Raw genomic sequence first — 12,668 nt, forward strand, 5'->3', positions numbered from 1 at the left:
CTGAGAGGCCGGCCCCGCCACCGCGCGGAGCCGGCTTCTCGGATTAAGCACCCTTATCGAGAGGACACCCCATGGCCACTCATGACGCATCCGAGAGCAGCACGGCCAAAGCACGCCAGGCGCCGGATCCAAATGATTCCCGGAAACCGGACAGCCCAAAGGACCTGGACAAGCCGAACTGGAAATACATTGCCAGGAAGACGCTGCGTGAGTTCAGCAAGGATCAGTGTCCGGACCTTGCTGCTGCACTGACGTATTACGCGGTGCTCTCGCTGTTCCCGGCCATACTCGCACTCGTCTCGCTGATCGGAATCTTCGGCGACCCGCAGAAAACCACCGATGCCCTGCTGCAGATCGTGCGCGGTTTCGCCCCTGCCGAGACCGTCAACACCGTCAGCGGCACCGTTTCGGACCTGGCAAACGCACCGGCGGCAGGATTGACCCTGGTCCTCGGCCTCGCCACCGCTCTATGGTCCGCGTCCGGATACGTTGGTGCTTTCGGCCGTGCCATGAACCGCGTCTACGAGGTGGATGAGGGGCGGCCGTTCGTCAAGCTGCGCGGCACCATGCTGGTGGTAACCCTTCTGGCGGTAGTCATCATCGCGATCCTGGCCGGCATGCTGGTGCTCAGCGGCCCCGTGGCGGAAGCGGTTGGTGGCCTGATTGGCCTCAGTGGTGTCTTCCTGGCCATCTGGGATATCGCCAAGTGGCCGGTCATGGTGGGGCTCATCATCGTGATCATCGCTGTCCTTTACTACGCGACACCCAACGTCAAGCAGCCCAAGTTCAAGTGGATGAGCCTTGGCTCCGGAATTGCCCTGTTCGTCTTCCTGCTGGCTTCATTGGGCTTCGGCTTCTACGTGGGCAACTTCGGCAACTACAACAAGACGTACGGCGCCCTGGGCGGCGTGATCGTAATGCTGCTGTGGCTGTGGATCCTGAACATGTCCTTGCTCTTCGGCGCTGAGTTCGACGCCGAGATGGAACGGGGCCGTCAGCTCCAGGCCGGCATCGAGGCTGAAGAGACCATTCAGCTGCCGCCGCGCGACACCAAGAAGAGCGAGAAGATGCAGAAGCAGGAGGAAGAGGACATCCAGCACGGACGGGAACTGCGTGAGAAGTACAGCGCGCAGAACGGCAAGGATGCGGAACCGGGCCAAAACGGGGACCAGGACCGGAATGACGACCAGCCTGCTCAGCCTCACCGCGACCGGGTGCGGGACAAGTTGCGCGAACGCGGCACGGGCCGCGACTGACCGGAGGGACCAGGGAGACAACGGCAGGAAGGCGTTCGCCGTTGTCTCCGGGGACTAGGCAGGACCTTCAAGATGGGGGAAAATTGTCTTGGAGGTCCTGTTCAGGTTTCCCGGGTCAACAAGGTGGCCCGGGGCGAAGGCGGGGTCGGCGGTGAGATGGCCTCTTCTGAGACCGAGGCCAGTCCCCCCAGTCGCCGTCGGCCCCCTCGAATGCAGCGGCGCGACTGCCCGACTGGACAAAGTGAGCTCAGCTGCCATACCTTCATGATTACTCTGCTTGGCTTCCCGGAGCCTGCAGGTCCGCTGAAGCAGATACGGCGGCATCACGGTCGACCCCGAATGAGCGAACAATGCCTGCTACACATTTTGAACAATTCATCGCCGAAGCAGTCGTCGCGGACAGGGAACCCGGACTGGGCCTCGGACGGGATGAGCTGTACGGGCTTTACACGAGCTGGTGCCTGCTCCAAAAAGCCCCGCTTCAGGCTCCGGAAGCCCTCTGGGATGCGCTGCAGGTACAGGGTATTAGCCCGGACAGCAACAACTTGTCCATGACCGGTCCAGCCGCTGCTGACTACATCGTTGCCAGCGCGCCTGACCTGGTCTGACGTTCCGATCGGGCCTGTCGGAGCTGCCTTCGGCTGGTTAGCATAAGGCATGGCTGGCGGTATACCGTCCGCCGGCCATCCGCCGAAGGGAGAACCGCCATGGGTTTGGACGACAAGATTGACAACGCCGCCGAAAAGTTGAGTGGCAAGGCCAAGGAAGCTACCGGCGCGGCCACCAACGACGAGGGCCTTCGCACTGAAGGCCAGATGGACCAGGCCAAAGCGGACCTGAAACAGGCCGGCGAAAAAATCAAGGACGCTTTCAGGAAAGAATAAACCGACCGGCAAAAACCGGGCCTGGCAAGGGGCTGCTGCGGACACCGCGGCAGCCCCTCTTCGTGTGTCCGTACCCGTTCTCCTGGCACCGGGGAAGGATCAGGCAGGCTCCGTGACAGGGGCCGTGGCGGCCATGGTCTCGGCGTTGACCATCCAGGCCAGCTGCTCCAGGCGTTCAATCGCGGCATGAAGCAGATCGGCGCTGGTGGGGTCTTCCTCGTCCACTTCATCATGGACGTCCCGCATCGTCCGGACCGTGCGTTCGAGCCGTGCGGTAACGAGTTCGACGGTGTCCTTCGTGCTGGTCAGCCCTTGCGGAAACTCCTCCAGCCGGCTGCCCGCCGAAACCGTGCTGCTCCGGCCGTCCGGAAGGGCTTGCAGAGCCCTCATCCGTTCTGCCGTCTGGTCGGCAAAGAGACGGGCTGCCAGAATAATTTCGTCCAACTGAAGGTGCAGATCGCGGAAATTGGTGCCCACGAGGTTCCAGTGGGCCTGCTTACCCTGCAGGTGCAGCTCAATGAGGTCCGTGAGCACCATTTGCAGGTTGCCGGCAAGGCTGGGCGAAGCTTTCATTATTTTCCTCCACTGGTGCTCCGGGCCCGGCTGCGGACCAGCCGGCGAATAAATCTAAGCATACTTACCAATTCGGACACCCAGCCAGCCCGGCAGTTCCGCTCCGGGAGCTACCGGATACGGGCCAGCGCGAACCCGTCCCACCCCTTGGAGCCCACTGTCTGAATGACTGTGGCGTCGAGCCTGGGATGCCCGCCCAGCAGCCTGAGGGCGTCAACAATTCCCTGCGCGTTGACCGGATCCATCCCGGGATCGAGCACAGCGCCTTCCCAAATGGTGTTGTCCAAAACCACTGTCGCCCCCGGACGGCCGAGGCGGACGGCCCACTCCAGGTAGCGGCTGTTGTTCTCCTTGTCCGCATCAATGAAGATGAAGTCGAAAGGTTCCCGGTCCTCCTCCGCCAGCGCCGCCAGGGTGTCCAGGGCTGGTCCGAGCCGGATCTCGACTTTCTGCCCCAAGCCTGCAAAGTCGATATTGGCCCAGGCCACTTCGGCATGCTTCGGCAGGAACTCGCACGTAACCAACGTGCCGTCGTCGGGCAGGCCCTGCCCCATCCAGATGGTGCTAAAACCGGCCAAAGTGCCTATTTCCAGGATCCGGCGGGCGCCCGAGAGCTGAACCAGAAGCTTGAGGAGTTTGCCGGCATTTGGTGCCACTTCGATGGCCGGCATGCCTGAAGCGGCGGCGGATTGCACTGCGCGGAGCACGGCGGGATCCGGGTGGACTACGACGTCGGACAGGAACTGCTCCGTTGCAATCCACTCCGGCCGGGGCTTGTGCTCAAACATGGGCACAGTTTGGCACGCGGCCACGCGCGGGTCCAGAGTTATTAGCCGACGACGGCGGCCGGCACGTCCGCGTTCAGGAACCGTCGGTAAGCGCTTCTTCGAGGCGTTCAACCTTCGCGGCCAGCTCCCCCGAGTAGCCGGGCCGGATGTCCGCCTTGATGACCAGCGAAACGCGGCTGCCGTAATGTCCTACCGCCTCAGTGGCGCGCTTTACGACGTCGAACACCTCATCCCATTCGCCTTCGATGGTGGTGAACATGGAGTCGGTCTTGTTGGGCAGCCCCGATTCCCTGACGATCTTTACGGCGGCGGCAACGGCGTCGTGAACGGAAGCGTCGGCGGGCCGGGCACCTTCGGTGGGGGTACCGGACGGGGCGACAGAAAACGCAAGCAGCATGAAGCCCAGTGTGCCATGGCACCGGCTGCACCGCAGCGCAGGAAGCCCGGCGGCATTGTCACAAAACCCCCTACCCTCCAGTAACGGTGAACGCCGGAGGCTCCGTTGCTAACCTTTTGGCATGAGCCTCGCAGTTGCCCGCAAGCCGCTCCGCGCCGATGCAGCGCGGAACGTGGACAAGATCATCACAGCGGCGCGCCAATGCTTCCGCGAGTTTGGCCCGGAAGTACCACTGCAGACCATTGCAGCAACAGCCGGGGTGGGTCCAGCAACCCTTTTCCGTAATTTTTCGGACAAGGAAGAGCTGGTGCTTGCAGCCCTCAACCGGCAACTGCGGCTCACCGTGGATCCCGTCGTGGACGGCGCCCTGGCAGATATCGACGCCGCCGCCGGACTACTGCGGGTGCTGGAAGCCCTGATGGCCGCTGCCAGCGAGGACGCCAACCTCCTGGGAGCCGTTGCCGGCCGCCGGGAACTCCTGACCGGCATCACGGGTTCGCTGATGGACTCGATGGGCGTGCTGCTGGTACGCGGCCAGGGCCAAGGAAGCCTGCGCAGTGATATCTCCATGACGGACATGTTCCGGCTGCTCGCAATGCTCATAGGAGTGGTGGACACGATGGAACCCGGATCCGATGCGTGGCGCCGTCCGCTGGCCTTGGTGGAGGACGCCATCCGGTCTGTCCGGCCCAGCCGCCCGCTGCCAATCCATGTGCCGCTGCCAGCTCCTTCGCTGAGCGGCCAGCAGCCGATCCAGCCCCAGGAATCCTGACTTCGGGACGCCGGTATCCCCCATTGTGGGCCTCCTGCGGGTGCAATACACTTCAAGTGGGTTACGCAGCCAGCCTCTGTTCCTTCAAGATGGAGCCACCCATGCCACAGTTCCTGCACCTCCGGCCCGCGGCCGCAGCGCGATGAACAGTTCCAGGCTTTTCCACTACATCAACGATCCGCGCGGCCCCGAGGAGGTTCTTCCCACCCTGCCGGCGGAGGAACTGGCAAAACTGTTGGATGCCCTCTTCCAGAACCTCGATACCCCCGAGCCCGAGTTCGGGGCTCAGGCCTGGTACGAGCTGGCAGTTGAAGAAAGCTCGCGCCGGTCAGGTGAACCAGACCGCGCCGCGCACGGGGTAGCCTGACCACTTTCCCTTAACGACGCCGGGACCAGTGCCGGGACGTCTCCTGATTCACCGGCCCTGAGTTCTCGTTGCCTCGCCCTGCTTTGTCTTGCCTTGCCCTGCTTTGTCCTGCCTCGGCTAGTCGCTGTCCGCCGCTCTCCTGGCCCGGATCTCCCGGCCCACAAGGGCGTGCAGCGCCGGAACCTGCGACGCCGGATCGACGTCCATGGCCAACCTGAGACTTTCGGAGAGGGCCTCCAAGTCCTCGGCAGGGACGTCGGAAATACTCGAGAAACGTGCAAAGAAGCGTTTGGCGGGCAGTCCCGCGCGCCATCGGGAATTCTTATGCTGCTGGGTTCTTCCGGCCCTTGCCCCGGACGCGTGCAGTTGATTTTCCATCGTTACCATTCATGCGGGTCGTCGGGGCCAACTGCTTAGCCGATCCCATAGTACAAACACGCCACGGGCAAGAAAAGGGACCCGCGTGATGTTCTTGGCGGGGGTTCAGCTCCAGCCCAACATCCGGAGCAGCGCCGCAGTTCCCGCTCCGGCCACCACCACCAGGAGAAACGGGGCCCGGAGCACCAGCGCAATCGCTGCTGCAGCCAGTGCACCCAGCCGCGCATCAGCCGCCAGCGACTGCCCTGAAGCCACCGCGTTAACCACCGTCAGGGACGCCAGCAAACCGATCGTCATGGTGCCTGCAACCCGCGACATCCGGGGGTTCTGCAGCAACCTCGCCGGAACGAAGTAGCCCACCAGCTTCCACGCGTAGGCCAGAACACAGGCAATCAGCAGCCATGCCCAGAGACTCATGACTCCGCCCCCGGAGTACTGCTTCCTCCGCCGGGGTAGTGGCCCTTGCCATGCCCGCCGGGCTCCTTACTGCGGGGCTCGTCGTAGGCCTCCTTGTGGTGAGCCCCGTGGCGGTGGTGCTCCCGGTACGGCTCCACGTCCGGTTCCAGGCCCTCGTCGCTCCGGCCGCGGCTGAACCAGCCGAGAAGGGCGGCCACAACCGCCGCCACCAGAATCGGCACGCCGGCCGGCACGAGCGGCACGGCCAGCACTGTTGCCCCAGCGCACACCACCGCAATCGCAATCGGTTCGCGGCCCTTAAGCCTGGGCCAGAGAAGGGCCAGGAACGCCGCCACTGCTGCCCCATCCAGTCCCCATTGCCGGGGGTCCCCCAGCCCGCTTCCGGCGAGCGCCCCCACCGCCGTGAAGAGGTTCCACAACACGTAGATCCCGATGCCGGCTGCCCAAAAACCCCGGCGCTGCTCCGCGGGATCGGTCTGGCCGGTGCTGGTGGCGGCGGACTCATCGATGGTTACCTGCGCGGCGACGTACTTGCGCCACCCGGTGGGGTGCAGGAGGGCGTTGAGCTGCATGCCGTAGATGCCGTTGCGCATACCCAAAAGGGTGGCTGCGCTCATCGCTGCGATGCCTGAGCCGCCTCCGCCCACTACCCCGATGAAGGCGAATTGCGAGCCACCGCTGAACAGGAGCAGGCTCAGCGCCATGGTCTGCCAGAAGTCAAGCCCGGAGGTGACGGAGAGTGCGCCGAAGGATATCCCGTACAGCCCGGTGGCCACGCTGATGGAGAGTCCCACACGCACGGCAGGGGACGCCGGAAGTTTCACCGCCACGGACTCGAGCCCGGGCTGCGGAGGCTCCACGCCCAGAGGATCAGCGGCGCCTGGAGCGGGAAGCGCAGGGTGTGCACCTTGCGCTGCATCGGCGTCCCCTGCGGTCCGTAGGCCCGGCGAAGGGCATCGGCATGACCGGCCAGAAATCCGGTGAACATGGCGGTGAGGGCGGTTGCGGCCGCTTTGCGCGTCACCGGGACGAGGATGACCACGGCGGCTGCCAGTTCCAGCAGGCCGCTCACCGCAATCCATTCGTCCCTGGTCATGACGGCGAAGGGCCGACCGGCGCTGGACTTGTGGCCGCCGTCGAAGGCAGCAGTTCCACTGGCGGGAACAGCGCCGGCCTCAGCGCCGACGTGCCCCGTTCCTTGCTGTTGCGGGTCGATCAGGCAGAGGTAGTCGGGCACTACCTGGCGGTAGAAGCCGGGATCGCGGAAGTGTTTCATGGCGCTCACCAGCAGCAGGGCGCTCATGGCTGCAGCGGAAAGGCTCTGGCGGGCCCGGCCGGACCGGGGAAAAGGCATGGCTCCACTCAACCACAAGCGTGGCGGGGCGCTGAAACGGCCAGGCTTCCCGCATTCTCCGCCAGGCCTACCCGGCCTGCGATGAAGCGACCTGCAGCTGGCTGAGGACGCGGGCCGGCACGTTGGTGGTGATCTCGTGCATGCCCAGGCCTTGGCAGAGCGCCACGTCCTGCTCCGAGTCCACGGTCCACACCCGGAAACGGCGGCCCCGCTCCAGCCACCGCCGGATGGTGGCCGGGTGCTGGCGGACATAATCCACTCCGGGACCGGCCAGCCCAACCTCGCCGTGGTCCAGGATGCGCTCACCTTCAAGCTGCGCAGCCTTCAACACGTTGGCGATCGCACCGCCAGTGATCAGTCCCAACCCCATCTCTTCACGGAGCTCCCGCACGTCCACATCATCCACGAGCTGGCAGATGTACCCGGCCGGTACCGACCGCAGCAGGCGGCGGACAGATTCGGGGCTGAAGCTCATGAACGTCACCGCAATGTTGTCCAGAGTTGAGCTTTTGGCGTCCCACCCCTCGCTCCGGAGGACTTCGAGCACGCGGTCCTCCAGCTTGAGCTGGTACGGGCTGGGGTGCTTCAGCTCGATGGCCAGCCCCACAGGACGTCCGGCGCCGCGGAGGATCTCAAGCAGTTCGGAAAGGGTCAGGAACTGCTCGGACTGGGCACCGTAAATCTCGGGGATGCGCGCACCCTTCCACGATGAAAAGTCCAGGCGGCGCAGCTCCCGCAGGGTCCGCTCGGCCACCGGCCCGGTGCCGTCCGAGGTGCGGTCCAGGTTGGCGTCGTGCAGGAGGATGACGTGCTGGTCGCGCGTGAGGTGGACATCGCACTCCACCCCGTCCGCCCCGTCGGCGAGCGCCTGCAGGTAGGCCGCGCGGGTATGTTCGGCAAAGGCGGCGCTTGAGCCGCGGTGGGCAAAGACCAGCGGCCGCTGCGGCACTGACTCGTCGGTAGTCATGGAGACACGGTAGCCGACCTGCCCGGCGCTGCGGGACTAGGCTTGGCACATGCAGGTGAACTCTGAGTCAACTACCCGGGAAGCACCCAACAGTCCTACTCCTTTGGCCCCGCCCCGCGGGATGGGCCCGGCGGCCGGTCCCGCCGTCGGCCGCCACCTTGGCGAGGGGGACGCGGAAAAAGCGGCAGCGCTGCGGAAAATGAAGCTGTTGGCGTTGGGGCTGCTTGTGGCCATGGCAGTGATCTTTGTGTTCGCGTTCGCACTGCAGAAGGAGTACCCGTGGCTCCAGTATGTGCGCGCTGCGGCTGAGGGTGGCATGGTGGGCGCACTGGCTGACTGGTTCGCCGTCACCGCCCTCTTCAAATACCCCATGGGCATCAAGATTCCGCACACCGCGATCATCCCGCGCCGGAAGGACCAGATCGGGGCCTCGCTGGGCGAGTTCGTGGAAACCAACTTCCTCTCCGAGCAGGTGGTCCAGGACAAGCTGGCCAGCGTGAACATCGCGCGCCGGGCCGGCCAGTGGCTTGCCACACCGGCCGGGGCCGAGCGGGTAGCGAAGGAGGGTGCCGCCGCCATCCGGGGCGTGTTCAAGGTCCTGAATGACGACGACGTCCAGGCGGTCATTGAGGGCATGGTCCGTAAGCATCTGCTGACTCCGCCGTGGGGACCTCCCGTGGGCAGGATGGCGGAGCGGATCTTCCACGACGGGCACCACCACAAACTGGTGGACCTGCTGGTGGACAGGGCCGCGGACTGGGTGGACGACAACCACCACACCGTCACCCACCTGGTTTCGGACCGCTCCCCCACCTGGGTTCCGCAGTTCCTGGACGGCATGGTAGGCGACAAGGTGTACGTGGAACTCCTCAAGTTCGTCCGCGCAGTGCAGGCTGACCCGAACCACGAGGTGCGGCAGTCCATCGACAAGTACCTGAACGACCTGGCTCAGGACCTGCAGCACGATCCGGCCATGATCGCCCGCGCCGAGGACATCAAAGCACAGGTCCTCGGCGATCCGGAGGTGCGGGAACTCGCCTTCCGCACCTGGGGCACCGTCAAGAACGCGCTGCTCGGGGCCGTCGACGATCCGGACAGCGACCTGACCATCAGGTTCAAGGCAGCAGTCCGCGACTTTGGCTCGCGCCTGGTCAACGATCCGGAACTCGCCGGAAAGGTCAACGCCTGGATCGGCGACGCGGCGGGCTACCTGGTGCGGACGTACCGCTCCGACATTGCCGGGGTCATCACCGATACCGTGGCGCGCTGGGATGCAGAGGAAACCTCGCAGAAGATTGAACTCCAGGTGGGCAAGGACCTGCAGTTCATCCGGATCAACGGCACCGTGGTGGGTGCACTCGCCGGGCTCACGATCTTCACGGTGGCGCACCTGATCTTTGGGTAATTGCCCGGGTCGTTGGCGCGGACAGAACCCCCACAACGCACAGATGCTCCGGCGCAGCCTGCTGAGGGCCGGGCCGGAGCATCTCCGCGTTGCGGGGAATCTAGGCGAAGGACTCCAGTTCAACGCCGGCGGATTCAAGGCCGGCCCTGACTGCTGCAGCCATCCCGACGGCGCCCGGGGTATCGCCGTGGATGCATAAGGAGTCCGGCCGCACCCCGACCAGGGTCCCGTCCACGGCCAGCACCTCACCTTTGGTGGCCATGCGCACCGCCCGCTCGACAATAGCGTCGACGTCGTGCAGGACAGCGCCCTCCTGCGAGCGCGGCACCAGGGTTCCGTCAGCCAGGTAGGCGCGGTCCACGAAGGCTTCGATGAAGGTGGGGTGGCCGGCTTCCTTGGCCTGTTTCAGCAGCTCCGAACCGGGCAGGCCGAGGATGGGCAGCCCGGGGTCGTAGGAGTTCACTGCCGCCACCACTGCCGAGGCCTGGTCTGCGTCGCGGACCAACCGGTTGTACAACGCACCGTGCGGCTTCACGTAGTCAACGGAGGCGCCCACAGCGTGCGCGACGCCGTCGAGCGCGCCGAGCTGGTACAGCACGTCGCCGAACAATTCGTCAAAGGACATGTCCAGCGAGCGGCGGCCGAAGCCGGCAAGGTCCCGGTAGCCAACGTGCGCGCCGACGGTGACGTCCAGCTCATAGGCGGCCCTGCAGCTGTCCAGCATGGTGACGGGGTCTCCCGCGTGGAAACCGCAGGCCACGTTGGCGCTGGTGACCAGCCGGAACATGGCGGGGTCGTCCCCCATGTTCCAGGAGCCGAATGATTCGCCGAGGTCAGCGTTGAGATCCAAGGTTGTTGCCTTCCAGCGTCAGGTTGTCCGGTGCGGCGGCATTGAGTTCGCCGGGGATGGTGTCCGGCATCGGGCCGAACGCTTCCTTCGCGTTGGACACCACTGCCCGCCCCATCATGAGGTTACCGGCTCCGCCCACCACTGCGCCGATGCCGAACGGCAGCGCCCGGCCGAACAGCGCAGTGCCCTGGCGCTTGAGGAGGTTCTTGAGGAAGGCTTTCTGGATCCGGTTCCGGACTGAACCGAAGCCGGGCATCGATTTCGAGAGCACGTTGCCCCACGCGCTGGAGGCACTGACGCCGTTGCCCGCGGCCTGGCCGCTGAGCGTTCCGAGCAAGGCGGTGCCTTCCTCACCAAGCATCAGGGCCATCACCATGGTGCTGGCCTTCTCCGGGTTGGTCAGGCGGATACCGTGCAGTTCTGCAAGTGAGGTGGCGTAAAGTGCGGTGGCTTCCAGGAATCCAACGGTCGCGGCCGCGGAGAGGCCCAGGGAGGCCACGGTGCCAACACCGGGGACAACCGCGGTGGCGCCCACTACCGCCCCGCCGCCAGTGACGGCCCGGAGGTAGTCGCGCTCCAGGATGTCCGCCAGCTGGGCGGCCGTGGCACGCGGGTGCTTGCGCTGCAGCCTGCGGATGTAGGCCAGGACCAGCGGGCGCTGGATCTCCACTGCCTTCAGGAGCGTGTTGTGCACGCCGGGCTTGGGTTTGCCGTCCGCGTCAAAAACGGCGTTGTGGGCGGTTTCGTGTGCGATTCGTACTGCGGGATTGCTGCGCCTGGCCATAGTCACCTCTGTTGGTCTCGCCGGCCGCGTCGGGTGCGGCCTTTCCTAATACTAAGGTTGCTTAACACTAGGCCACGGCACCGTCCCCACGTGGTGACGGGGGGCAGCGGCCCGCTGTCCCGGGTCTGCGCCCAAAGCCTAGACTTAACCCTATGCCCGCTCCCAAAGCCCTGCGGCCGTTTGCCCACCGCGAGTACCGGGTCCTGATTTCGGCGCTGGCAATCTCCATTTTTGGCTCCGGCATGTGGGCCGTGGCCATGGTCTACCAGGTGATCCACCTGGGCGGCGGACCGCTCGAGCTGTCCCTGGTGGCGGCCGCCGGCAGTGTTGGCCTGGTGGCCTTTCTCCTGGCCGGCGGAATCGCGGCGGACCGGATACCGCAGCGCCGCCTGATCATTGCTGTGGAAGGAACAAACCTTGCCGTGATCGCCGCCGTCAGCGGGCTTGCCCTGACAGGGTGGCTGCAACTTTGGCACCTGGCCGTAGGCGCCTTTGTGCTGGGTGTCGGAGCCGCTTTCTTCTTCCCCGCCTACTCGGCCATCCTGCCGCGCATCCTTCCTGCCGAGGACCTGCTCGCCGCGAACGGTGTGGAGGGTTCCATGCGGCCGGTGCTCCAGCAGGCTGCCGGTCCCGCCGTGGCGGGCATCGTTGTGGCTGCCCTCTCGCCGTCACACGCCGTGACGGCAGTGGCCGTCTGCCATCTCTCGGCCTTCATCATCCTCAACTTCCTGGGCCAGCACGCGCTGGACGCGCCAGTCAACGGGGCCGAGGACGGTTCGTTCGCAGCGGGGGCCGAGCGCGGCAAACCATCGTTCCTCCAGGACCTGCGTGAGGGTGTTATTTACACACTGCGCACACCGTGGCTGCTGTGGACCCTGCTCTGGGCATGCATCTCGGTCCTGTTCCTGATGGGTCCCATCGAGGTGCTGCTGCCGTTTGTGGTGCGCGACCAACTGGACGGCGATTCGCGCATGTTCGGCTTCCTCCTCGCCGTGATGGGCCTGGGCGCGGCCCTGGGATCGCTGGTCACAGCGTCCTTGAGGCTTCCGCGTCGCTACCTCACGGTGATGATGGTGTCCTGGGGTGCGGGCAGCCTGCCGCTGGCCGCCGTCGGGATCATGAACAGCTTCTGGGCAGTCGCCGCCGCGCTGTTCATCTGGGGCGTGACCGGCAGCGTGGGCATGGTCATCTGGGGCACGCTCCTCCAGCGGCGCGTCCCGCCCCATCTTCTGGGGAGGGTCTCCAGCCTGGACTTCTTTGTGTCGCTTGCATTGATGCCCGTGTCCATGGCCCTGGCAGGGCCGGCCGCCGAGGTCCTGCCCCTCTGGCTGATCTTCCTTGTGGCAGGCCTCGTATGCCCCGTCATGGCGGTCATCGCCATGGCGGTGGCACACATGGCCGACGACGAACTGGCGCACCCGCTGGACAGGGCTCCTGTTGAGGAACGGTCGACGGCGGCCGGAGACTAAGCCGCCC

The 12,668-nt window shown here is 65.4% G+C and carries 17 protein-coding genes; 7 read left to right on the forward strand and 10 right to left on the reverse strand.

Annotated features, from left to right (window positions below; translation table 11 throughout):
• The first annotated feature begins 71 nt into the window (after positions 1-71).
• From AC5RT4_RS13340 to AC5RT4_RS13350, 3 genes are all read left to right on the forward strand, one after another.
• Positions 72-1,256, forward strand: a complete 1,185-nt coding sequence (locus AC5RT4_RS13340; protein WP_494106036.1) for a YihY/virulence factor BrkB family protein — start codon at positions 72-74, stop codon at positions 1,254-1,256.
• A 350-nt stretch (positions 1,257-1,606) separates the two neighbouring features.
• Positions 1,607-1,864, forward strand: coding sequence for a hypothetical protein (locus AC5RT4_RS13345; protein ID WP_494106037.1), 258 nt, complete (start codon positions 1,607-1,609; stop codon positions 1,862-1,864).
• 99 nt (positions 1,865-1,963) lie between these two features.
• Positions 1,964-2,140: a CsbD family protein gene (locus AC5RT4_RS13350; RefSeq protein WP_494106038.1), complete on the forward strand. Its 177-nt coding sequence runs from the start codon at positions 1,964-1,966 to the stop codon at positions 2,138-2,140.
• A 99-nt stretch (positions 2,141-2,239) separates the two neighbouring features.
• On the opposite strand, the gene AC5RT4_RS13355 is transcribed toward AC5RT4_RS13350, so the two are convergent.
• The 3 genes from AC5RT4_RS13355 to AC5RT4_RS13365 form a co-directional block, all read right to left on the reverse strand.
• Complete coding sequence (locus AC5RT4_RS13355; RefSeq protein WP_494106039.1) at positions 2,240-2,713, reverse strand: Dps family protein; 474 nt, start codon at positions 2,711-2,713, stop codon at positions 2,240-2,242.
• 110 nt (positions 2,714-2,823) lie between these two features.
• On the reverse strand, positions 2,824-3,501 hold the full coding sequence (locus AC5RT4_RS13360) for an O-methyltransferase (RefSeq protein ID WP_494040542.1): 678 nt from the start codon (positions 3,499-3,501) through the stop codon (positions 2,824-2,826).
• Between the two features lie 73 nt (positions 3,502-3,574).
• Positions 3,575-3,898 (reverse strand): thiamine-binding protein, encoded by a 324-nt coding sequence (locus tag AC5RT4_RS13365; protein ID WP_494106040.1) that lies wholly within the window; start codon positions 3,896-3,898, stop codon positions 3,575-3,577.
• A gap of 121 nt (positions 3,899-4,019) precedes the next feature.
• Between AC5RT4_RS13365 and AC5RT4_RS13370 the strand changes: the two genes are divergently transcribed.
• Positions 4,020-4,670 carry a TetR/AcrR family transcriptional regulator gene (locus AC5RT4_RS13370; protein ID WP_494040540.1) on the forward strand — a complete coding sequence of 217 codons (651 nt, stop codon included), beginning with the start codon at positions 4,020-4,022 and terminating at the stop codon, positions 4,668-4,670.
• A 142-nt stretch (positions 4,671-4,812) separates the two neighbouring features.
• Positions 4,813-5,037: a hypothetical protein gene (locus AC5RT4_RS13375; RefSeq protein WP_494040539.1), complete on the forward strand. Its 225-nt coding sequence runs from the start codon at positions 4,813-4,815 to the stop codon at positions 5,035-5,037.
• Positions 5,038-5,154: 117 nt separating this feature from the next.
• Here AC5RT4_RS13375 and AC5RT4_RS13380 read toward each other — a convergent pair whose 3' ends face one another.
• The 5 genes from AC5RT4_RS13380 to AC5RT4_RS13400 form a co-directional block, all read right to left on the reverse strand.
• Entirely contained in the window at positions 5,155-5,415 is a 261-nt protein-coding gene (locus AC5RT4_RS13380) for a hypothetical protein (protein ID WP_494106041.1), read from the reverse strand.
• A 105-nt stretch (positions 5,416-5,520) separates the two neighbouring features.
• A complete protein-coding gene (locus AC5RT4_RS13385; protein ID WP_494106042.1) occupies positions 5,521-5,832 on the reverse strand; it encodes an AzlD domain-containing protein in 312 nt (103 codons plus the stop codon).
• Complete coding sequence (locus AC5RT4_RS13390) at positions 5,829-6,656, reverse strand: AzlC family ABC transporter permease (protein WP_494106077.1); 828 nt, start codon at positions 6,654-6,656, stop codon at positions 5,829-5,831. The genes AC5RT4_RS13385 and AC5RT4_RS13390 overlap by 4 nt, the downstream gene beginning before the upstream one ends.
• Positions 6,653-7,186 (reverse strand): DoxX family protein, encoded by a 534-nt coding sequence (locus tag AC5RT4_RS13395; RefSeq protein WP_494106043.1) that lies wholly within the window; start codon positions 7,184-7,186, stop codon positions 6,653-6,655. Before AC5RT4_RS13395 ends, AC5RT4_RS13390 begins: the two co-directional genes overlap by 4 nt.
• A 67-nt stretch (positions 7,187-7,253) precedes the next feature.
• Positions 7,254-8,153, reverse strand: coding sequence for a glycerophosphodiester phosphodiesterase (locus AC5RT4_RS13400; RefSeq protein WP_494106044.1), 900 nt, complete (start codon positions 8,151-8,153; stop codon positions 7,254-7,256).
• Positions 8,154-8,202: 49 nt separating this feature from the next.
• Between AC5RT4_RS13400 and AC5RT4_RS13405 the strand changes: the two genes are divergently transcribed.
• Positions 8,203-9,558, forward strand: a complete 1,356-nt coding sequence (locus AC5RT4_RS13405; RefSeq protein WP_494106045.1) for a DUF445 domain-containing protein — start codon at positions 8,203-8,205, stop codon at positions 9,556-9,558.
• 100 nt (positions 9,559-9,658) lie between these two features.
• Here the strand turns inward: AC5RT4_RS13405 and AC5RT4_RS13410 are convergent, their stop codons facing one another.
• Positions 9,659-10,408, reverse strand: a complete 750-nt coding sequence (locus tag AC5RT4_RS13410) for a LamB/YcsF family protein (protein ID WP_494040535.1) — start codon at positions 10,406-10,408, stop codon at positions 9,659-9,661.
• Positions 10,392-11,192, reverse strand: coding sequence for a hypothetical protein (locus AC5RT4_RS13415; protein WP_494106046.1), 801 nt, complete (start codon positions 11,190-11,192; stop codon positions 10,392-10,394). Before AC5RT4_RS13415 ends, AC5RT4_RS13410 begins: the two co-directional genes overlap by 17 nt.
• 152 nt (positions 11,193-11,344) lie before the next feature.
• Between AC5RT4_RS13415 and AC5RT4_RS13420 the strand changes: the two genes are divergently transcribed.
• The gene (locus tag AC5RT4_RS13420; protein ID WP_494106047.1) at positions 11,345-12,661 is read left to right on the forward strand and encodes an MFS transporter; all 1,317 of its coding nucleotides are present in this window, start codon (positions 11,345-11,347) and stop codon (positions 12,659-12,661) included.
• Positions 12,662-12,668: the final 7 nt, after the last annotated feature.

It is taken from the genome of Arthrobacter sp. sptzw42 (genome assembly GCF_059089685.1).

Excerpts from the sequence above, each read along its gene's own strand:
- AC5RT4_RS13340 (WP_494106036.1), top strand. The coding sequence starts at position 72 with ATGGCCACTCATGACGCATCCGAGAGCAGCACGGCCAAAGCACGCCAG.
- AC5RT4_RS13345 (WP_494106037.1), top strand. The coding sequence starts at position 1,607 with ATGCCTGCTACACATTTTGAACAATTCATCGCCGAAGCAGTCGTCGCG.
- AC5RT4_RS13350 (WP_494106038.1), top strand. The coding sequence starts at position 1,964 with ATGGGTTTGGACGACAAGATTGACAACGCCGCCGAAAAGTTGAGTGGC.
- AC5RT4_RS13355 (WP_494106039.1), bottom strand. The coding sequence starts at position 2,713 with ATGAAAGCTTCGCCCAGCCTTGCCGGCAACCTGCAAATGGTGCTCACG.
- AC5RT4_RS13360 (WP_494040542.1), bottom strand. The coding sequence starts at position 3,501 with ATGTTTGAGCACAAGCCCCGGCCGGAGTGGATTGCAACGGAGCAGTTC.
- AC5RT4_RS13365 (WP_494106040.1), bottom strand. The coding sequence starts at position 3,898 with ATGCTGCTTGCGTTTTCTGTCGCCCCGTCCGGTACCCCCACCGAAGGT.
- AC5RT4_RS13370 (WP_494040540.1), top strand. The coding sequence starts at position 4,020 with ATGAGCCTCGCAGTTGCCCGCAAGCCGCTCCGCGCCGATGCAGCGCGG.
- AC5RT4_RS13375 (WP_494040539.1), top strand. The coding sequence starts at position 4,813 with ATGAACAGTTCCAGGCTTTTCCACTACATCAACGATCCGCGCGGCCCC.
- AC5RT4_RS13380 (WP_494106041.1), bottom strand. The coding sequence starts at position 5,415 with ATGGAAAATCAACTGCACGCGTCCGGGGCAAGGGCCGGAAGAACCCAG.
- AC5RT4_RS13385 (WP_494106042.1), bottom strand. The coding sequence starts at position 5,832 with ATGAGTCTCTGGGCATGGCTGCTGATTGCCTGTGTTCTGGCCTACGCG.
- AC5RT4_RS13395 (WP_494106043.1), bottom strand. The coding sequence starts at position 7,186 with ATGCCTTTTCCCCGGTCCGGCCGGGCCCGCCAGAGCCTTTCCGCTGCA.
- AC5RT4_RS13400 (WP_494106044.1), bottom strand. The coding sequence starts at position 8,153 with ATGACTACCGACGAGTCAGTGCCGCAGCGGCCGCTGGTCTTTGCCCAC.
- AC5RT4_RS13405 (WP_494106045.1), top strand. The coding sequence starts at position 8,203 with ATGCAGGTGAACTCTGAGTCAACTACCCGGGAAGCACCCAACAGTCCT.
- AC5RT4_RS13415 (WP_494106046.1), bottom strand. The coding sequence starts at position 11,192 with ATGGCCAGGCGCAGCAATCCCGCAGTACGAATCGCACACGAAACCGCC.
- AC5RT4_RS13420 (WP_494106047.1), top strand. The coding sequence starts at position 11,345 with ATGCCCGCTCCCAAAGCCCTGCGGCCGTTTGCCCACCGCGAGTACCGG.